The sequence below is a fragment of the Maricaulis sp. genome, assembly GCF_039978735.1.
Lineage (GTDB): Bacteria > Pseudomonadota > Alphaproteobacteria > Caulobacterales > Maricaulaceae > Maricaulis.
Map to the genome: position 1 here is coordinate 63,108 of NZ_JBDWAS010000005.1, position 19,496 is coordinate 82,603.

General features: G+C 65.3%; 19 protein-coding genes. 5 read left to right on the plus strand and 14 right to left on the minus strand.

Going from position 1 to position 19,496, the window contains the following annotated elements:
* Positions 1-9: 9 nt before the first annotated feature.
* Both ABJO18_RS01170 and ABJO18_RS01175 read right to left on the minus strand, forming a co-directional pair.
* Positions 10-2,013, minus strand: coding sequence for a hypothetical protein (locus ABJO18_RS01170; RefSeq protein WP_348507818.1), 2,004 nt, complete (start codon positions 2,011-2,013; stop codon positions 10-12).
* Between the two features lie 159 nt (positions 2,014-2,172).
* Positions 2,173-2,448, minus strand: coding sequence for a hypothetical protein (locus ABJO18_RS01175; protein WP_348507819.1), 276 nt, complete (start codon positions 2,446-2,448; stop codon positions 2,173-2,175).
* A gap of 140 nt (positions 2,449-2,588) precedes the next feature.
* Between ABJO18_RS01175 and ABJO18_RS01180 the strand changes: the two genes are divergently transcribed.
* Complete coding sequence (locus ABJO18_RS01180; RefSeq protein ID WP_348507820.1) at positions 2,589-3,755, plus strand: DUF418 domain-containing protein; 1,167 nt, start codon at positions 2,589-2,591, stop codon at positions 3,753-3,755.
* On the opposite strand, the gene maiA is transcribed toward ABJO18_RS01180, so the two are convergent.
* Positions 3,752-4,399: a maleylacetoacetate isomerase gene (gene maiA / locus ABJO18_RS01185; protein WP_348515690.1), complete on the minus strand. Its 648-nt coding sequence runs from the start codon at positions 4,397-4,399 to the stop codon at positions 3,752-3,754. The two genes, ABJO18_RS01180 and maiA, sit on opposite strands and share 4 nt — an antisense overlap.
* On the minus strand, positions 4,396-5,043 hold the full coding sequence (locus ABJO18_RS01190) for a fumarylacetoacetate hydrolase family protein (protein ID WP_348507822.1): 648 nt from the start codon (positions 5,041-5,043) through the stop codon (positions 4,396-4,398). The genes maiA and ABJO18_RS01190 overlap by 4 nt, the downstream gene beginning before the upstream one ends.
* An 84-nt stretch (positions 5,044-5,127) precedes the next feature.
* On the opposite strand from ABJO18_RS01190, the gene ABJO18_RS01195 reads away from it, so the two are divergent.
* The 4 genes from ABJO18_RS01195 to ABJO18_RS01210 all read left to right on the plus strand — a co-directional run bounded on the left by ABJO18_RS01195 (position 5,128) and on the right by ABJO18_RS01210 (position 10,127).
* Complete coding sequence (locus tag ABJO18_RS01195) at positions 5,128-5,601, plus strand: MarR family winged helix-turn-helix transcriptional regulator (RefSeq protein ID WP_348507823.1); 474 nt, start codon at positions 5,128-5,130, stop codon at positions 5,599-5,601.
* Between the two features lie 201 nt (positions 5,602-5,802).
* Positions 5,803-6,312 carry a hypothetical protein gene (locus tag ABJO18_RS01200; RefSeq protein ID WP_348507824.1) on the plus strand — a complete coding sequence of 170 codons (510 nt, stop codon included), beginning with the start codon at positions 5,803-5,805 and terminating at the stop codon, positions 6,310-6,312.
* 29 nt (positions 6,313-6,341) lie between these two features.
* The gene (locus ABJO18_RS01205; RefSeq protein WP_348515691.1) at positions 6,342-8,357 is read left to right on the plus strand and encodes a TonB-dependent receptor; all 2,016 of its coding nucleotides are present in this window, start codon (positions 6,342-6,344) and stop codon (positions 8,355-8,357) included.
* Between the two features lie 72 nt (positions 8,358-8,429).
* On the plus strand, positions 8,430-10,127 hold the full coding sequence (locus tag ABJO18_RS01210; protein ID WP_348506863.1) for a methyl-accepting chemotaxis protein: 1,698 nt from the start codon (positions 8,430-8,432) through the stop codon (positions 10,125-10,127).
* Between the two features lie 84 nt (positions 10,128-10,211).
* Here the strand turns inward: ABJO18_RS01210 and ABJO18_RS01215 are convergent, their stop codons facing one another.
* The 10 genes from ABJO18_RS01215 to ABJO18_RS01260 form a co-directional block, all read right to left on the minus strand.
* Positions 10,212-11,348, minus strand: a complete 1,137-nt coding sequence (locus ABJO18_RS01215; RefSeq protein WP_348515692.1) for an alpha/beta fold hydrolase — start codon at positions 11,346-11,348, stop codon at positions 10,212-10,214.
* Between the two features lie 534 nt (positions 11,349-11,882).
* The gene (locus tag ABJO18_RS01220) at positions 11,883-12,065 is read right to left on the minus strand and encodes a hypothetical protein (RefSeq protein WP_348506861.1); all 183 of its coding nucleotides are present in this window, start codon (positions 12,063-12,065) and stop codon (positions 11,883-11,885) included.
* Positions 12,043-12,549, minus strand: a complete 507-nt coding sequence (locus ABJO18_RS01225; protein ID WP_348506860.1) for a hypothetical protein — start codon at positions 12,547-12,549, stop codon at positions 12,043-12,045. Before ABJO18_RS01225 ends, ABJO18_RS01220 begins: the two co-directional genes overlap by 23 nt.
* On the minus strand, positions 12,549-12,857 hold the full coding sequence (locus tag ABJO18_RS01230; RefSeq protein WP_348506859.1) for a Gp49 family protein: 309 nt from the start codon (positions 12,855-12,857) through the stop codon (positions 12,549-12,551). Before ABJO18_RS01230 ends, ABJO18_RS01225 begins: the two co-directional genes overlap by 1 nt.
* Before the next feature lie 46 nt (positions 12,858-12,903).
* Positions 12,904-13,218 carry a hypothetical protein gene (locus ABJO18_RS01235; protein WP_348506858.1) on the minus strand — a complete coding sequence of 105 codons (315 nt, stop codon included), beginning with the start codon at positions 13,216-13,218 and terminating at the stop codon, positions 12,904-12,906.
* 10 nt (positions 13,219-13,228) lie between these two features.
* Entirely contained in the window at positions 13,229-14,041 is an 813-nt protein-coding gene (locus tag ABJO18_RS01240; protein WP_348506857.1) for a lysozyme, read from the minus strand.
* On the minus strand, positions 14,038-14,388 hold the full coding sequence (locus ABJO18_RS01245) for a hypothetical protein (RefSeq protein WP_348506856.1): 351 nt from the start codon (positions 14,386-14,388) through the stop codon (positions 14,038-14,040). Before ABJO18_RS01245 ends, ABJO18_RS01240 begins: the two co-directional genes overlap by 4 nt.
* A complete protein-coding gene (locus ABJO18_RS01250) occupies positions 14,385-15,281 on the minus strand; it encodes a hypothetical protein (RefSeq protein WP_348506855.1) in 897 nt (298 codons plus the stop codon). The genes ABJO18_RS01245 and ABJO18_RS01250 overlap by 4 nt, the downstream gene beginning before the upstream one ends.
* Positions 15,278-15,568, minus strand: coding sequence for a hypothetical protein (locus ABJO18_RS01255; RefSeq protein WP_348506854.1), 291 nt, complete (start codon positions 15,566-15,568; stop codon positions 15,278-15,280). The genes ABJO18_RS01250 and ABJO18_RS01255 overlap by 4 nt, the downstream gene beginning before the upstream one ends.
* Positions 15,569-15,577: 9 nt before the next feature.
* On the minus strand, positions 15,578-19,492 hold the full coding sequence (locus tag ABJO18_RS01260; RefSeq protein WP_348515693.1) for a hypothetical protein: 3,915 nt from the start codon (positions 19,490-19,492) through the stop codon (positions 15,578-15,580).
* Positions 19,493-19,496 lie beyond the last annotated feature (4 nt).

Sequence of the window (19,496 nt, forward strand, 5' to 3'; positions counted from 1 at the left end):
CGTGCTGGTCTAGTCGTCGGAGCGTTTCTTGCGGTCAGACGGCGACGGCGCGCCGTCCTCGTCCTGTGGCATGTTGGACAGCAGGTCCTTCCAGCGCCAGCCCGGATCGCCCTGACCCCGGCGTCCGCCGCGCTCGGGGAAGCCGACACTGTTGTCGCTGCGCGGACGCTCCTCGGCCGGTGCTGCCGGCGTTTCGCCATCCTGGGCGGAGGCGTGCTTCGCGTCCGGATCGGCGGCATCTGCATCCGGTGCGGGCGATGAACGCCGCCGCTGCAGCGGATCCGGCAGTTCATTGGCGCCGAGGTCGGGCACGCGCCGGCCGCCGGCCACACTTCCCATGCGCAGCATGAAGTCGCTGAGCAATTCGTAATTCTGGCGGATGCGCGACTGGAAGGCGGCATCGATTTCCTGGGCTTCCTCGGCGGCAGCCATGGCGGCAGCATTCAGCCCGTCCAGACCGCGGCGCAGGGCGTCGGCGGCTTCCTGGGCCCGATCGCGCGCCATGACGGGCATTTCCGCCAGACGCTGCGTCATGGTCTCGATCTGACGCTCGACCGACTGGCTCTCGGTGCGCGCGGTTTCAAGAACGGCCTCGAGACGGCGGCGGACGGAGTCGGCGGCCTCGTCGGCGGCCCGCGATGCGCGCTGGGTGAGTTTCTCGGCCTCGGCCAGGCGGGCCTCGAAGGCCTCGTCCGAGCGGCGGGCGGCTTCATAGGCCGTCTCATTGGTCTTCTCGACCTTGGAGGAGACGATATCGGCCTGTTTCTCGATCGCCTCGATCGCGGCCTCGGAGACCTCCTTGGCCTCCTGTGCCGACGCGATCAGGCGGGCCAGTGCGGCCTCGTGCTCGCTGGCGGCGTGTTCGGTTTCCGAACGGACCCGGCCGGCCATGTCGTCGGCCCGCGCCAGGGCGGCGTCGACCGCCTCGCGGAAGGCCTCGGCACCGGAGGACGCCGCCGATTTCAGAGCACCGGCGCCTTCCTGGGCGGTCTTGGCCATGACTTCCAGCTCGGCCTTGTGGAAGTCCAGCGCAGCAGCGATCTTTTCCTGTTCCTGGCGCAGGGCCTCGCTGGCCTCGCTCAGGCGCTGGCGGTGTTTCACATAGGCCGCGTCGAGATTTTCCGAACGTTCCTTGAGACCGTTGGACAGATCGCGCAGATGGTCCGCGCGTTCGGTGATGACAATTGCAGCCTGGTCGCTGCGTTCGACGATTGCCGTGCCGGCAGCATCCAGGTCGCTCAGGCTGGCGCGGATACGCTTCTCGCTGTCGCTGGCCTGGGAGGCGGCGAGCTCGGCCGCTGCGGCGACCATTTTCGACTGATCGGAAATTGCGGCGGCGATCAGGGCCGCCTTGTCGTCGAGGGATTCGGACACCTCGCCGAGGCGCAGGCGTTCGCTGCGCAGGTCTTTCAACAGGCCTTCGGCGCGGTCGCGCGCATCGGTCGCCGACTGTTCCAGCGTGTCGGCATGGTGCGCGATCACCTCTTCCATGGCGGCGAGGCGCGCCAGGGCGCTTTCCAGCGCCGCATTGATCCGCTCGACCTCGTCGGACACGGCATCGGACAGGCTCTGGACTTCATGTTCGGCATAGCGGGCGGGTTCGACGAGCTTGCGCAGGGCGATCTCGACGCGCCGTGTATTGCGGCCGCTGCGGACGACTTCACGCGCCATCAGACCGCTCATGATGAAGAGCAGGGCCGGGGCGATAGCGAACACGGACAGACCGGTCAGCTGGCCGAAACCATAGCGCGTCAACGCGTCCAGTGACTGGATGCCCAGATAGCCCCAGATGAAGGCGCCTGCGGCGCCGATCCACAACAGTGCGAACGTATTGCCCAGCCAGACCATCCAGTTGCCGCTGGACTTGCCGCCGGCATCGTCCCATTGCGGGTTCTGTGAAGCCTGGGTGGACAGCGCATGCGATTGCGCTGTGGCGACCGGTGAATCCTGAGCGTCATCCGCCATATTCATCTCCGCCAGTTCGATTGTCTGGTCCTGGGTGTGTCTGGTCATTCCGGGCCCGATTGGCTGCCTTGGTCCGGCGCCGGATCAAGCCCTGTGCGCGCCGGATTGTTCATTATGGCAGAGAATAGGCGCAAATGCGCGCCGCACACACAGATAATCTATGCGGAACCGGTATTTGCCGGGAAAACCTGCGGTCGATAGCGGGGATCAGCTGCGGTAGGACTGCGGCGGTTCGGACACCAGGCGCGGCGTCTGCTCTATCCGGAACAGGCTGCCCGCCGCATCCGCGCAATCGCTCAGGGATGCCGCGTTGTAACCCACGCCCTGGAAGGCATAGTCCTGACCGGTCACATAGACGGCCGAGATGGTCCGGTACTCGGCCGGGCCGACAGCGGCACAATCGACCGCCTCGACCTCGACACCGACGGACGACAAGGCCGCCAGCGCGAGCCATTCGATCAGCGAAGCGAGAAACTGGATCATCCCAAACGTGCACCCTACGATCCGATTCAACCCCTCACGAGGGTATGACGTGTTATATCCAAAGCGCGTTCATGGAAGATGGGAATTTTGTGAATTGTTTGTAAGCAAGGTGGCGGAAATGCGGCAGAGGCAGCACGATCATGGATGACCGCGACGGGGCAGGACTGCTCCGGTTTCTCGGGCTTTGTGCCTTCGGCCTTCTGCTGGCCAACCTGCCGGGCATGGCGGGCGTGTGGCCCTCCGCCGACCTGCCGGAGATCGGCGGCCGGACGCTGGGCGCCGCCGGCGCCGTGGCCTGGTGGACAGGTCAGACCCTCGTCTCATGGACATTCAATATCCTGCTGATCGCCGCATTCGGGGGCTGGCTGGCCTGGCAACAGGACCGGGGCTTGCGGGTGCCGCTGGGCTGGATGCTCCTGCTGGGCCTGGTTGTGGCCTATTTCGTCTGGTTCGGAGAGCTGATCTCGATCCTGGCGATCGCAAGCATGATTGCCTTGCCGCTGCGCGCCATGCAGCCGGCCTCGCGCCTCGTTACCGCGCTGGTCCTGGTCGGCGGGACGCTGCTGATCGTGGTGGCGGGATCGGCCGTGACCGCGCTTCTGCCCGACACGATGGAGCCCGGCCAGTTGCTGGGTTTCGGCGCCGAACAGGTCACCGAAGCCGAAGCGGCACACCGGGCCGGCTATTTCGCGCAATTGCCCCGCAATATGGCAACGGCGCTGCAATGGCATCTCATGGAGGTCGTTTTTCTCGGCGGCGGTGTTCTGGGGCTGGCAATGATCGGCATGCTCGCGCTGGAAACCGGATTTGCCGGCGGGCGGTGGCCGGCGATGCATTATGTCCTGGTTGCAGCCGTCTGCCTGGGCCTCGGCCTGCCGCTGACCGGATGGGCGGCTGCGGCGGCTCTGGCGCGGGACTTCGCCCCGTCCGGCCTTTGGCAGAGCAATGGTGCGCATGCGGTTGGCGCCTTGCTGTGCGCGGCCGGGTTCGCAGCGCTGATCGTCCTGGCGGGCAATCAGGCCCGTCTCGCACCGGTGACCCGACTTCTCGAACAGGCCGGCAAGATCTGGCTCAGCCTCTATACCGCCCAGCTCCTGATCGGGCTCGCCCTGTTTTCCTTGCTGCCCGGCCTGTCGCTCTACGGACGGCTGGGCCCGGCCGGGCTGGCGCTGACCGGTTTCCTTCTGTGCGTTGTGCAGGCGCTCGCCGTCTGGGCCTGGAGCCGGTCTTTCCGGACCGGCCCCGTGGAATGGCTGCTGGACGGGCTGTCCCGCCGGCAGTTCGGCCCGCTGCGCCGCTTATCTTAAGCTTCTGCGTCCGGCTGGTTTTCCGGTTCGGCATCGCGGAAGGCGGGAAGCGCCCGTGCCGCTTCGTCCGCCGCCAGCAGTGTGGGGCAGTTCGAGATATCGGCGCCCCACCGCCGGGCATTGTATATTTGCGGCACCAGATAAACCTCGGCGAGACCGGGCGCATCGCCGTGCAGGAAGGGCGTGGTGCGAGGGTGAGTGGCCACCATTGTTTCCAGTGACTGCAGCCCCGAACCGATCCAGCGCTGGGCCCAGGCCTTCATGCCTTCCGGGCCTTGGCCCAGATCGCCGGCGATGGCCTTCAGGATGCGCAGGTTCTGCACGGGATGGATATCGCAGGCGATCACCGAGGCCCAGCCGCGCACGAGGCAGCGCGCTTGCGCGGATGAGGGCAGCAGCGCCGGTTGCGGCCAGGTCTCCTCGATCCATTCCAGGATCGCCGGCGATTGCAGCAGGCGCTGGCCGTCATGCTCGAGCACAGGCACCAGGCCCTGCGGCTGGATGCGCCGCCAGTCTTCGCTGTTCTGTTCGCCATCCTTCAGATTGATCGAGACCTGCTCATAGGCAACGCCCTTGAGATTGAGGGCGATGCGCAGGCGGTAGGCGGCGCTTGAGCGCCAATAGCCGTAAAGCGTCGTGGTCATGAGCGGGCCTCCGGGATGGAGAATTCCAGCACCGGCAGGCCGGCAACTTCCGCCTTGACCGTGTCGCCTGCCTTGAGCGGGCCGACGCCGGCCGGCGTGCCGGTGAAGACCAGGTCTCCGGCGCCGAGCGTGAAGAAGCGGCCCAGTTCGGCGAGAAGCGCCTCCGGCGCCAGGATCATCTGGTCCAGATCGCCCGACTGCCGGGGCTCGCCATTGACCGACAGGCTGATCGCGCCGGACGCCGGCGGCGGTCCGGCGCGCAGCGTACCGACCGGCGCGCTGTCGCGGAACGCCTTGGCAATCTCCCACGGCGCGGACTTTTCCTTCAGCCGGGCCTGCAGGTCGCGCTTGGTCAGATCGACCCCGACACCGCTGGCGACGATGGCGCCGCCCTCACCGAGGGCCAGCACCAGCTCGACTTCATGATGCAGATCCGCGGTCTCTGCGGGGTAGGCGATCGTGGCGTCAGGCGTGACGGCGTCGGCGGGCTTCATGAAGAAGATCGCTTCCGCCTTTGCTCCCATCTCCTTTGCGTGATCGGCATAATTGCGTCCGATGCAGAAGACACGGGCAACCGGGAAGGAACGGCTGTCGCCGTCGATGGCAAGGCGGGGCCGGGCAGGCGGCGTCACGAAGTCGGTCATGGCGCTTGAGATAGCGCGAGCCGTGCCCGGTCGTCGAGACAACAATTGCTTGCGGCCCGTGGGCCTGTGTTGCACCACTGCGGCATGACCCGCCCGACCGTGCCCGATACCCCGTCGCACCTGCGCCTGCAGGACTATCTGCCCTATCGCCTCGCCGTGGCGTCCAACCTTGTCAGCCGGCTGGTGGCGCGGGCCTACCAGGACCAGTTCGGTGTGACGATCTGGGAATGGCGCGTGATCGCGATCCTGGGTGAGGGCGTGCCGATGACGGCCCAGGCGATCAGCGACAGTGCGGCGATGGACAAGGTGTCGGTCTCGCGCGCAGTGCGCAGCCTGGAAGAGCGCGGACTGGTGGAGCGCGAGAACCACGCCGCAGACCGGCGGTCACGCATGTTGCATCTGACGGCCGACGGGCGGCGCGTCTACGACGAGATTGCACCGGTCGCGCTGGCGCAGGAAGCGGCCTTGCTGAGCGAGTTCTCGGACGCGGAAATCGAGACGCTCGCCGGCTTGCTGGACCGGCTGAGACAACGGTCCAGCGCGCTTTCCGGCATGTGACAGCGCGCAGCTCGCCCAGAGGTTGATACTCGTAATCTATACTTGCCAATTTGTGATCAGTTTGAGAATAGGAAGCATGGTTATCGAAAGCTGTAATAATCTATGAGCTTTTGAAATCTTTCCGTTAAGGCCTCGATTCTAGGACTAGCCCTGACGACGCCACGTGGCGTTCCCCAAAGACAAAGGGCAGGGGCCTTACATATGCGTTTTCTCATTCTGCCGGTGATCGCCGGCGCTCTTATTTCAACTCCGGCTTTCGCAGAAACCTCGCAGCGTGACCTTGAAGTGATCGGCCGTGCGCTGGGCTTCATGGAAGGCGTCAGCGGTTCGGACCGGACTGTTGCCATCGTTTACGACGCCGGCAGCGAAGCCGAAGCGCAGGCTCTGGCCGGCGCCATGTCCGGCGGCCTGTCGGCTGGCCGGGTCACGCTGAATGCGCGCCTCGTTCCGATGGCCGATGCAGGCAGCCTGTCCGGCGCCCACGCCGCGGTCCTGCTGGGCTCGGCGTCCGGCGATGCCGGCGTCTTCTCCGCCGCCAGCTCGGCCGGCGTGATGACCGTTTCCACCGATATGGGCTGCGTTGAAAGCGGCCAGTGCGTGATGGGTGTCCAGAGCGCCCCGTCGGTCCGCATCGTCGTCAATCGCGGTGCTGCCGATGCCTCGTCGGTCTCCTTCGCGGCCGCCTTCGCGATGATGATCGAAGAAATCTAGACCGGACAGGATCCAGAAGAGTTACGACCATGAAAAAGCAAATTCTCACCACTTCCATTTCTGCACTGGTGGCCGGTCTTGCCTGGCAGGCCGGCGCTTCGGCTCAAACCCTCGACTACACGGCGATGAGCGAACTGTTCGGCGAACCGGTCACGGCCGGTGCCACGGGCGCCCCGCAGCGCGCGTCCGACGTTCCCGCCACGATGGTGATCATCACCGGCGAAGACATCCGCCGTTTCCCGGAACGCGATATCCCGGGCATCCTGCGTCACTATGCCGGCATGGACGTGACCCGCTACGGCTTCGGCGACGGCCAGGTCAATATCCGCGGTGCCGCGACGGGCTATACGCCGCGCCTCCTGGTGCTGGTGAACGGCCGTGAAGTCTATCTGGACAGCTATGGCTACACCGCCTGGGCGACCCTGCCGGTCCAGCTGGACGAGATCCAGCAGATCGAAGTCGTGAAAGGCGCCCAGTCGGCGCTCTACGGCTTCAACGCCGTGTCCGGCGTGGTCAATATCATCACGCGCAATCCGGAACTGGGCAATTATGCCACCGCGCACGTCGATGGCGGCACGGACAGCTATACCGACCTGTCGCTGGTCGCCGCCTACGGCTTGGGCGAGCGGGCCTCGGTCCGCTTCAGCCTTGGCTCGACCCGTGCCGACGAGTTCGCCGGCAATCCGGGCAATACCGGTGCGGCCGGCTTTGGCGATGTCGAGTTTTCCCGCGACACGCTGGCGCTGGAAGGCCGTTTCGCCCTGACGAACAAGGTGAACCTGATCACCGAGTTCACGCATTCCGAAGTGAACCAGGTGGAAAGCACCAGCATCGCGCTGGCGGCGGAGAGCGAATACGAGATCACCTCCTATCGTGCCGGTGTCGAAGCCGACACCGATCTGGGCTTCCTGACGATCTCCGGCTTCCGCAACGAGGTCGAGGTGCTCTACAGCTTCGGGCTGAACGAGACTTCGCTGACGGCCTTTGCGATCGAAGACCTGTTCAAGGTCGGTACGCGCAACACCGTCCGTCTGTCGGCCGAGTATCGCGACGGCGAGTCCAACTCCTTCCCGGCTCCGGGCAATGGCGATTTCGGCTATGAGACCCTTGCTGCATCGGCAATGTGGAACCGCAAGTTCTCCGACACCGTCGAGCTGACCCTGGCCGGCCGCTACGACCATGTGGACTGGAGCCGTGACGGCGATCCCGATCCGGCGCTCTACCCGTTCTCGCGGGAAGACTATGACGTCACAATCGAGGAGTTCAGCTACAATGCCGCGCTCGTCTGGCGTCCGGAATTCGGCGGCACGATGCGCTTCTCGACGGGCCGCGGCGTGCTGGCGCCGACGATGTTCGACATCGGTTTCGGCCTGCCGGTAACGGTGGGCGGCAATACGCTGGTCATCTCCGGCGACCCGAATATCGAGCCGGCCATCGTGACCAATTACGAGATCGCCTATGACCGGTCCCTGTCGCCGACTGTCGATCTGCGCGCAGCGCTCTTCTACCACGAGACCGAGAAGGACCGCGGTGCTTTCGGTCCCGTGCCGGATCTCTTCCCGCCGGCCGTCAACGCTCCGGCCTTCCTGTTCGGAAACCGTGGCGATACGGCGACGACGGGTGCCGAGGTCACGCTCAACGGCAATCCGGAAGGTCCGTGGAACTGGTCGGTGAACTACACCCTCCAGTCCGTCGAGGACGATCTGTCGCCCTTCGGCGTCAACACCGTCCGTGACTATGAAGGCGCCACGCCGAGCCATCTGGCGAATGCCCGTGTCGGCTGGACCGGTGAGCGCTTCCGCGCCGATGTGCTGGTCAATTATGTCTCCAGCACGGATGTGCCGATGCAGCCGGCCTTCGGTTCCGTGTCGCGCGTGTCTGTTGACGATGTGATCTCCGCCTCCTTCCGCGGCGAATACGTCATCAACGATCACCTGTCGGTCGCGCTGAACGCCCAGAACGCGAATTTTGGCGATGGTGAACAGACCAATGCCAATACGTTAACTGAATCGCGGTTCTGGTTGTCACTCCGCGCAGGCTTCTAGCGGTGACTGCGCCCCGCCGCACATCGTGCGGCGGGGCGGCCATCCGGTGGGCACCGGAAGAGGAGAGGGAATATGGGCAAGGCATCACGTTTCAGTCTTTCGATCGCGCAATCCTTTGCGGTTGCACCGATCGCGGCCATCCTGGCGCTGACCGGCGTTGCGGGTCTGGGGACCTGGGCGCTGCTCAATGCGTCGCACACCCAGGACGCCGTCATCGGCGACATGAATGCCGGCCTGCGGCTCACCGAATTCCAGGCCCGGCTGGAAGCCATCAATGCCGACGTGCTGAGCATCGTCACACGCCAGGCCGCCGGCGACAGCGTTGACGTTCTGGCCGGCTTCGAGGCCGTGGCCGGACGGGTGGACGGTCTGTCCGACAGTATCGAGACCCTGCGTCCGTTTGCCGAAGAGGCCGGCCGCGGCGACACGATCAACGAACTGGTCGAACAGCTCGCGCTCTACAAGGATGCGCTGGACTTCGTCGGCCAGATGCTGGAACTCGACTTTGCCAGTTCGGTGGCCTTCCTGCAGCCCTTCGATGAAGTGTTCGACGGTATCAATGCCGATCTCACGGCACTGGCTGAACACGCAGCCGAACTCTCCGAACAGGACGTCGCGGCGGCTCAGCGCACATCGAACACCTCGATTGCGATCTTCCTTTCGCTGGTCGTGATTGCCGGTGCGGGCCTGATTGCGGTTTCCGTTCTCTTCGGCCGCCGGACCGCAAAATCCGTTCGGACGATCGCCGATGCCACGGAAGTCCTGGCGACCGGCGACTACTCGCTCGACATCAATGCACTGCAACGCTCGGACGAGCTGGGGGCCGTGGTGGAAAGTCTCAAGCGCTTCCGCGACAACGGTCTGAAAGCCGAGCAGCTGGAAGCGGATACGCGCGCGCAGGCGGAAGCCAATGAGCGCCGCGCTGCCCGTCTGAACGAGCTGGCGCACAGTTTCGATGCCGATGTCCGGGCGATGCTGCGTGAAGTCAGCGAAGCCTGCAGCGGCATGGCGGCCATCGCCCAGCAATTGTCGCAGGCGGCATCGGAGGGCTCGCAGCAGAGCGACCAGATGGCGTCCTACGCCTCGGAAGCCTCGTCCAACGTGGAATCCGTGGCGGCTGCGGCAGAAGAATTGTCAGCCTCGATCGCGGAAGTCACCCAGCAGATCCAGGGCTCCTCGACCATGGCGTCGCAGGCCGATGAGCGCGCCAAGAGCGTGCGCACCGTGGTCGGCAATCTCGGCGCCGCGGCGCAGGAGATCGGCCAGGTCGTCCAGTTGATCAACGACATCTCCGAGCAGACCAATCTTCTCGCCTTGAACGCGACCATCGAGGCCGCCCGTGCGGGCGAGGCCGGCAAGGGCTTCGCCGTCGTGGCATCGGAAGTGAAGTCGCTGGCGGCCCAGACCGCCCAGGCCACGGACGATATCCGCGAGCGGATCCAGGCGATCCAGGATGCGGCGGCAACCTCGTCGGCCTCGATCGAGGACGTGACCCGCGCGGTCGGCGAAATCAGCCAGACTTCGGCGGCCATCGCGGCCGCTGCGGAAGAGCAGAGCGCCTCGACGCGGGAAATCTCGTCGTCCGTGTCACAGGCCGCCACCAGCGCCCGCTCGGTGTCGGAAAATGTCGAGGCGGTGTCGCGCTCGGCCCGTCAGACCGGCGAGGCATCGCAGGACGTGCTGCAGGCCGTGCAGACCGTGTCCGAGCGCGCCGAACGCCTCAACAAGACCGTCGAAAGCTTCCTGACGGAGGTTCGCAAGGCCGGCTGATCTCCCCCCTCCTGAAGTCGCCTTGCAACGTTGAAGGCCCGGCACCGGCTCCCCTCCCGGTTCCGGGCCTTCTTGTTTTCTGGCTCAGCGCTCGCCGAGGGCGCGGGCAGGCAGGTAGATGATCTGGGCGGCCAGATCGGTCAGCACGCCGATACCGGTCGAGCGCACATGGGTCGACTCGCCCATCAGCGCGTCGTTGAGAACGCCGCTTGAGGACAGGCGCATCAGGGTCGGTGAACTGGCGAAAGTGGTGTGGTTGATGAAGCCGCGGCCATCGGCGATGGGCGACAGGTCGATCACGGCCACACCCAGCGCGTTGAGCTCGTCGCGATAGGCGCCGGATCCGATGCGCGGATGGCCGCCGCCGCGAAGCTGCTGCGACAGGAAGAGCGCCCGGTCCCGGCTGGAGGAAAACACGGCCAGGTGCTGGGGTGGCGGATCGAGCGAGGCCAGCTGCATGCGGAAGACGTCGAAGTCGATGTCCGGCGAAGCGAGCATGACCGGGTCTATCTTTTCCAGCACATCGTTGCGGCCGCGCAGGCTGAGTTCGCGCAGGGCCTCCATCGTCACCAGAGCCCCCATGGAGTGCGCCAGGATGGTAATGCCCATGGTCTGCGTGTCGGCCAGCATGGTCAGCGTTTCGGCCAGTCCGTCGCGGGCAAACTGCGCGCTGTCGCGGTCATAAAGATAGGCCGGCAAACGTCCAGCCGAGGGCCAGGCATAGTGCACGCCGACGCCGGGGATCCCGAAATCATTGAGCACCTGGGCATTGAGATACAGCCCGTCGGAGAACGGCGTATTGAAGCCGTGCACAAACAGGAAGATGCGCCGCTCGTCCAGCGTGATCGGAGCGAGGGCTTCGTCGATCCGGCTGATGAAGTCGGACCCGTCCGCGAGGTTTTCAAACCCCGTCAGCGCGAACTCCCGGGCCGGATTGACGCGGCTGGAGGGCAGATTGACGCTGCCGGGTTCGCGATTGTGCGGCACCCAGACGCCGGCTTCGGCAAAGTAGAGATCGTCTCCGCGGCCGGGACCGAAGCGAACCGCCGGGTCGTCTGACGGCGTGCGCGTCGTGGCGATGAAGACAGTTTCGTCGCTGCCCTTGGCCTCGCCCGGGTCCACCACCGGGAGGCGTGCCGGGTTGGACGCACAGGCGGTGGCCAGCGTGAGGACGGCAAGAAGCACGCCCAGAAGCCGGGCTGGCGATGCAGGGACGAGCATTCGGCATTTCCTCGGGAGCGATTGAAGCGATGCCTGCATCCCTAGGCATTCGCGCGCGCTGTGGCAACGCCATGCGCGGCGGCGCGTGCGCGGGATCGACCGATCAACCGGAACTGCGAGGAAAAATGCTGCGCCTTGAAGGAGCCATTTCGAACCCAAAGGGTTCGCAAGCGCGACCGCGCGCCGGCCGGTCAGGCCGCCCCATCGGAGACGTTCGCGAAGCGAACTGTCGTGAGATCAGAAAAATGGTGCGCCCACTAGGATTCGAACCTAGGACCCGCTGATTAAGAGTTTGTGCAGAATGTCGCAAAAACAAAGCTCTAGAAGTCGTCGAGGTACAAATACTGCGCAAGTCTTTGTACCTCTGATGCGACGACTTTCCGCGGCGGCCCGCGCCCTCTGGCGCTATCTCCGCAGCCCCGCTTGCCCTCACACCGATGACGGTTCCGTCTGCAGTCAGTGCGTCGAGGACTGGTGGATGCATAAATGAAAAACCCCGCCGGCATCCCGGCGGGGTTTCTTGTTCGGCGCAGATCAATCCGGACAGATATCCGGCGGCACCGGCTCGCCCTCGATGACGGCCTGCAGGGCGGCGATGCGGCAGGCATTGATCGCGGCGATCGCGGCGCAGCCGAGATAACCGGCCGTGAACGATCCATTGTCGGCCGGCAGGTGTGCCGGGCACACCTCGGCATCAGCCGCCTGGGCGGCCGTCATCTGCGGGCGGACTTCCACAATTTGCGTGATGTACTCCGTTTCGGTGATCGTCTCCGGCGATGGCGGCGAGGCCGATGCACAACTGGTAAGCGACAGCGCCAGGAATGCGGCGGCCACTCCAATCAGGGTCCGTTTCATGGATGCTCCTTTGTGCGGTGCTGACCGCTTCGCGCCGCGCTCGCTGCGCGGCCACCAGGGCAAGATCGAGATCGCGGGTCAGCACGGCGTTCTCGTTTGCCAGCTCGGCGGCGCGCGCATTGGCCGTTGCGCGCGCCTCACGCTCCGCTGAGAGCGTTCCGAGGGTGTCCAGATGCTCGCGGGCCGTCCGCGCCAGATCGCGCTCTGCGGTCGCCAGTTTTTCCTCGGCGGCGGCCAGCTCCCGGCCGAGCGGCGCGACGGCGAACACCCACATTACGGCCAGCATGACGATCGCCCCGCCGGCAGGCCCGGCCAGGAGGCGCAGGAGGGCCGGCAGGGCGAGCATCAGACGGCCTCGGTCAGGCGTTCGCGGAGCGCGTAGCCTTCCAGCGGCCAGATCCGGCGAACGGCATCCTCGTATGCAAATTTGCGCCCCAGATCTTCATTGAAGTTTGCGGGGTCGGCAGGTGCAGCTTGCCCCGTCACGACATAGCCGTTTGCCAGCTCCAGAACCGCGATGGTCATCGACGGAAGGCAAGCCGGGTGCAGATACTCTTCCGAGACAATCTTCCCCTTGATGCTTTCCAGGGTGACGCGGTTCGGCGTCTTCTGAACCGCCGCGCTTTGCGCGTCGGTCACTTCGAGCGAGTCCATCTTAGACACTCCTCTTGAATTGCGGCCTAGCCCCGGCCGCGGGGGATTACTCCACCGCCGGGCTGGAAACCCAGCCGCACCACCCGGCCTTGATGTTGCCGGCCGTGAAGGCGCCGGTGTCGGTATTCATCACATGCGTGAATGCCATGCGGTGCCAGACGCCCACGGCGAGCGTGTCGGCCGCGAAAGTGATGGTGTTCCCATCCATGTCCTTGATCGTGATTGCCAAGCCGGCCTCGCCGATGAAGAGCGCGGTCGGATGTGCGCCGCCATCGCCCGTGATCGCGTTCGTGTCGTGCGGCGTCACGTCTTGAATAGACTGCACGGCATCGCCGGATGTGTTGCGTCGTTTCGTGGCCATTGTTGGCTCCTCAAGGTTTCGCGGCGGCGATCTGCCGGCGCCGGCGGAATTCGATGTAGGCCCAGGCGCCGGCGATCACGGCGACCAAGAGCCAGGGCCCGTACTGGTGGACGAGATCGACCCAGCGCAGTGCGTGGGTTGCGGTGCTGGCTGCGTCGGCCAGGCTGGCCGGTTCCGGCGTGGCCTCGATCGCGGCCGCGCCCGCGGTGGCCGCGCCGGCCGCAATGCGCGAGGCCTGCACAGATCCCGACTGATGGACGTTGTCGTGCTCGACCACGTCCGGCACGGCCGAGATCCCGCGCGGCGATCGCACGGGCTCGGCCGACGCCGGCGGCGCCACCGGCATCGGTACCGGCCGGGCGGCGGGCATCTGGGAGAGAAAGAGCGCCTGCTCTTCTGCGCGTCGACGCACCAGCCCGGGCAGAACCCGGCCGCCGCCGCGGCGCCATTTCGGGAACTCCTGCGCAGCGCCCTCATAGTCACCGGCGTTCAGCAGCCGCAACAGCGTGCTATCGCCCAGCCCTTCGGGGATATCGTCCACGTCCTCATCGAGGCCGACATTGAAGGCGAACGACACGAGCGCGTCGAATTGCGCCTGACTGACCGGCACGTGGACGAGCCGGTTCACACCAGCCTCGAAGGCCGACACGTCCCGCGTGAACAGCTCTTCGGCCCGATCGCGTGTGATGACCAGGCCTTCATGGACGTCGCTGCCGGTGTGGCCCCAGCCAATCGTCCAGACGCCGGCCGGGCACAGATAGGCCTCGAGGCGCAAAGCCTCGTGATGCTGGATCAGTCGCCGGCCGGTGGGTGACAGCATCATGATTGACCCCCAATGCGCATCAGGCCGTTGGCCGCCAATTCGTTCTGGAAGTGCGCGCTGTCGGTCATCTCGGAGACCGGCCGAACCGACACGATCATCTGCGCGCGCAAGGCTGCGACATCGGCCGGGTCGAACCCTTCCGCGGCCGGCACTTCGCCGGTCAGAAGGTCGACGAATACCTGCAGCGCGCGTGTGTGCGTGCCGTAGTGCGTTGGCGTCCCGGTCCCGGTCGGCGACAGAGGCGCGCCCAGACGCGTGGAGAAACCCAGCGCCGCGGCAAGCGCAATCACCTGTTCTCGGATAGCGGCCGGCACGATGATGACGACAGAGCGGTCATATGCGGTCATGTGCTCGCCTCCAGCGATGCCTTTTCCTGGGACGTCAGCGCACGGTCGAGGATGATAACGGCCGTCCAGTTTGTGGTGGGCAGATCGTAATCGCCCGCGCCGATGGTCTGGCCTTCCAGATAGGACCAGGCTCCCGCGACCAGGGTTGCAACCGTGGCGTCGGTGCCGAGGTCACCCACCGCGATGGTCAGCTGGTCAATCACGCCGTCATGCACGACGCGTGGAACGGTGACATCGAAGGTCGGCCGCTCATCGTCGGCCGCTGCCCAGGCCGGATGTCCCAGCACCGGCTTGACCGACGCATTGTCGGCCGTGGCGCCGGTGTCCGCGTAGGCGAAAACACGTAGGCCGTAGATCGAACCAAAATCGAGTTCAGAGCGGACAAAAGCGGAGACAGAAAACGACCCGTTCGCAGATGTAGCGAAAACTTGATCATAGCCGCGGTCGGTGCCGAAGGTGTTGAAGAGCGCAGTGCCCTCGGACTTGGTCAGGTCGATCTGCTGGCGATAGAGCGCCCCGGCGGTCAGACTAAGCGGGTAAACAAGATAGCCGTTCGTCGAGCCTGCAGCGTGGACGGCCTGCCCGGCCGTGATTTCCCATCCGGTCGGAACCGTCCAGCCTGTTGAGGTCGACATGTCGCCGGTCAGCACCATCTCCGCACCGAGCGGGGTTGCCCCCGCACCCGGCGCAATGTCGAATAGCAGGCCAACAGGCTGACCGTTGGCGGTCTGCGTCACGACGGGGTTATCGTACGACTCCTGCCACATCGTCCCGGCTTCCCGCAGATCCAGCCAGACAGCAGGCAAAAGATCCGCGATCGTGAAGCCGCCCGACGCGCCCCCCGCGGCCGCCATGTTCCCGCCCGCCACCGCAATCGCCGCCGCCACGGTCATGACTTCCTCCCCTGCTGGCCCGGCTGGAGACTGAGCAGAAGATCCAGCTGGCCGCGCATGTGCGAGACATCGCCGTGAATACTGTCCAGCCGGCCGGCGTTCGCGTCGGTCGCCTCCTTGGCGTCGCGGGCCTCCTTGGCGGCCTGCCGCGCTTCGTTCGTCGCCTTGTCAATCCGTGCGTTGGTCGAGATCTTGTCGCGCAGCCAGGCGCCGGCGATACCGAGCGTCAGGCCCGCCGCCCCGAAGAGTGTCAGGCCGTGAGGGATTTCCGGTCCACCGTCCGCCATGCCAGCTCCCTAGTCCTTGCCCGGCACGGAAAGCGTGCCGGTCGAAATGACCTCGGATGCGGTCAGGTTGGTGATCTTCCAGCCGACCGTGACCGGGCTCGTGGTCCGGTTCCAGAACTGCAGCAACAGCGTATCGCCGGCTTCGACCTCGATATCGAGCGCGCCGCCGGTGAACTGGCCGTTCGACACCCCGTTGATGAATGCGAAGTGCTCATCGCCGGCGCCGGTCTTCTCGAAGCGAAGCGTCACCGGCACCGAGATCCCGCTCAGCGTGACTTCATTGGTGCGCTGCTGCGCGAAGTCGTCGGAGCCCTGGAAGAGGACGCCCGCCGTCAGCGTGATCGGGTCCAGCGTTGTCTCGCCGGAGACGTTCGCCAGCACGCTCATCGAGCCAGTATTGAACACGGTGTTGCCGTCCGAGGTGTTGACGATCTTCCAGGCCGCATCCTCGGCCGCCGCGGCGTTGCGGTTCCAGAATTGCATCATGACGGTGTCGCCATTCTCGAACGTGACAAAGCGCGTGAACTCGTCGAAGCGGCCTTGATCCACGCCGTTCTTGAACACCCGGTACTCGTCGCAGTCGCCGGTCTTTTCAAACCGCAGCTGGATCGGCGCGTTGATGCCGGTGATTGTCTCCGTGCTCGTCCGCAGCTGAGTGAAATTCGAGTTGCCGGTGTTCAAATCCCCGGGCTCGAACGAGATCGCATTCGGCGTCTCGTCGGCCTCGGCGTTCACCGTGACAGACCAGGTATCCAGCGTGGCATCGCCATTGCTGACATTCTTGACAGTGATGCTCGTCGCCACGGTGCCGGACTGGCCATGACTGCAGCGGAAAGCCAGCGTGTCGTCTGGCGACACGGAGATCTCTACAGATCCGGACCACGCGACCCAGGAGGCGCCGTTCTTGCGGTAGCTTGACGTAATCAGGCCAGAATTGGCGCCCTCTGTCAGGCGCAGCACAATCGGCGCATCGATGCCGGTGATTGCCTCGGTGCTGCTGGTCGCAACACCGTTGTCATTGGTGGATGTGGTCCAGTCCAGCGCCGCAGGTACGACATCAGAGCCGCCGCCTGCGATCACGGCGATGATACGGCCGTTGACGACGTTCAGCGCGACATCGCCCACGTCGATTACACCGGTGTGCTGCGTGCCGTACGGGTGTACGATCAAGGAATTGAGCGAGAGATTGCCAATCCAGAAATCCACATCGCTGTCGAAATTGCCGTCAATCGCGCCGATCTCGATGCTCGACCAAGGCGTTTGATCGCCATCGTCCGGTGCCGCCGCCGACATCGCCGGCTCACCGTCGAAAAACACCATCAGGCCGGAGCCGTGCGAGCCCGTGGTTCGCACAGCGCGGATACGGATCGTGTGCCGTGCGCCAGGCGCCAGCGGCCCGGCCTGCAGCCCGAACAACTCGCGTGACGACGACGGCACATCCCAGACCGACATACGTAACCGGATGTTGCTGGCATTGATAATCAGCTCTAGCGAATAATACGGCCCGCCGCCGTTGTTCTTCAGCTTGAGCAGATTGATCACCTTCGTCGGGTTCGAGGTCAGCCCGGCCGTGACCGGTGCCAGGATATCGAACTCCAGATCGAACCCGTCCGCGATATCCCCGATATCACGGTGGATATATGCCACGCCGGAAGAGACGGCCGCGCGGCGCTCGATCTTCAGGGCGTTGCCGATCCCCCAGGGCGCCGCCGCAACCGCCGGCGCATTGCCGGCCGTTGTCCAGCCGCCCAGATCCGCAAAGTCCTCGGTGATGACAGGCGTCGATCCGCCAAAGAGGAAGTCCGGCGTCAGGAAGCCGCCGAAGAACTCCGAATAGACCGGCTCGCGCTGATCCATAAATTCCGTGCCCGCCACGCGCGGCAGATAGTCTCGCGGATTGCGCACCGGCAGCGCCCCGCCCAGGGCCCAGCGCACCCAATGGTCCGCTATCACGCGGCGCTGCGCACTGGTGACGGGGTGAACATTGTCACCTAGATAGGTCTGGTGATCGCGCAGCGACAACTGCAACTCGTGCGCGATGTCGAAGAAGCCCGCGGTCGGCCCCCACAACTCGGCGATCTGGCGGACATTCTCGGCATTGCCGAAGATCGCGTCATCGGCCGCGCCGGTCGTATATTCGCTCGGCGCACCTGCGAGCAGGAAATAGGGCTGGGCCCGGTCATGAACGTTGGCCGCCCAGCAGCAATAATGCATCACGAACAGCCAGGCGCCCGCGATCGTGTTGCGGTCCAGCCGGATGGCCGTGCCGGCCGTTAGCGAGCCGGTATAACCGGACGTGTTGATATTGATCGTGATATCATTGCCGTTCACCGCCTCGACGCGGGCGGCCAGATGGTCGGCCTTCGGGATGCCCTCAACGCGCAGCACGATCCCGTCACCGGCCGCCCAGCCCGCACCGCTGGCCAGCTGCACCGTTGTGGTCGCGCCCAGGCTGATCGCCGTGATCGCCGTTTCCGGCGGTCTCAGCGCGCCCAGCGGTAGATGCCGGTCGTTGTGGTTGTGATCCAGAGCGACGACAGAAATGTCTGCGTCTGCGTAGGCTTCCATGATGCGCGCATCGGCGGTCATCTGCGAAGCCTTGGTAATCAGGTCGAAATCATCACTATAGATCGAAGACGAGCCGTATTCAGCAACACCCCACAAACGGTCATTCTCCGTCATCGAGAGGCATTTGATATTGTTGATGTAGCTCGGATCGGCGGCGGGGTCCCAACCCGCCTTCGAGCCCGACCAGGCATTGTTGATGACCGTGGCCAGCAGGCGATCGGCGAACTGCTCCGGATAGCCATCCAGGCCCGCGCCTTGGTGCGGGATCGAAGTCCCCAGCCACAGGATGGTCCGCCCCTCCCATTCCAGCACGGGCGACTTGGTGCGCAGGCGCTGCAGCGCCACGTCGCGGATGGGCTCGCCGGGCTTGACCACGGACGGATAGCCGAAGCGGTTGTTTGCCGTCAGCGTGCCGTTGCGCGGCTTCAGCGTCAGCTGACGCACCTCGCGCGTGGTGTGAACCACAGCCCCGCCCAGATCGAGGTATGCAGCCCCGCCATCGGCGGGCGCCTGCACGCCGGCGTCGGTATTGCCGTAGTGAGCAGAAGCCTCGACATTCGATCGATCTAGCGCCACCCATGCGCCGGATGCGCCGGTGCGATCCGAGGACGGCGCGACATAGCCGCCGCCATTGCCTTGCCCGGCCGTCACCTCATCGGCCGCGACCAGCGCGGAAAAATCGCCTGTCCGCCAGGCCCAGAAGCGCCCGCCGCTATCGCCCAGCTCGGCGCGCGAAAGCGTCATTGCAGGCGCGCCCGGCGGCATTTCCGAAACATCGACCAGCTGCAGGAGCGAAACCGTTGCGGCCGCGATCATGCCGTCAATGCTGACGACGCCAACGCCTTCTTCGATAATTCGAACAAGGTCCTCCATCAGAGGCCCGACACTCGGATTGCCGTCGTCGTCATACCCGGCAACACGGCCCCGCCGCGCTGCGAGCAACGGGATCCCGACACCGCTTTCCGTGCGCGGCACGCGCACACTGCGCTCGATGTCCCGGCGCATCTCCTGCCGGTCCCGGATCGCGGTATCTTCCTTCTCGTTCAGCTTTTCCGGATCCAGACGCGTGCTCACCTCGTCAGAGGTCGGGCTTGCCAGCGGCCGCAGGCCCTCGACAACCAGCAGGTCGCCGGCGAGCGGGGGCGTGGTCAGCGTCACCGTGCCCGTACCGGGATAGGATGCCACGGTGACGGCGTAATCAGCCGGATAGGTCAGGACGGTTTCGACCTCGCCGCGGATCCGCGTGACCCGCAATTCCTGCGCGCCGCGGATGACGAAGTCGAAGTCGTGCGGCCCCGCATCGCCTGCGGAAAGCACCCAGGGACCGGACCGGCGATCATTGACATCCTGGCTCACGCGA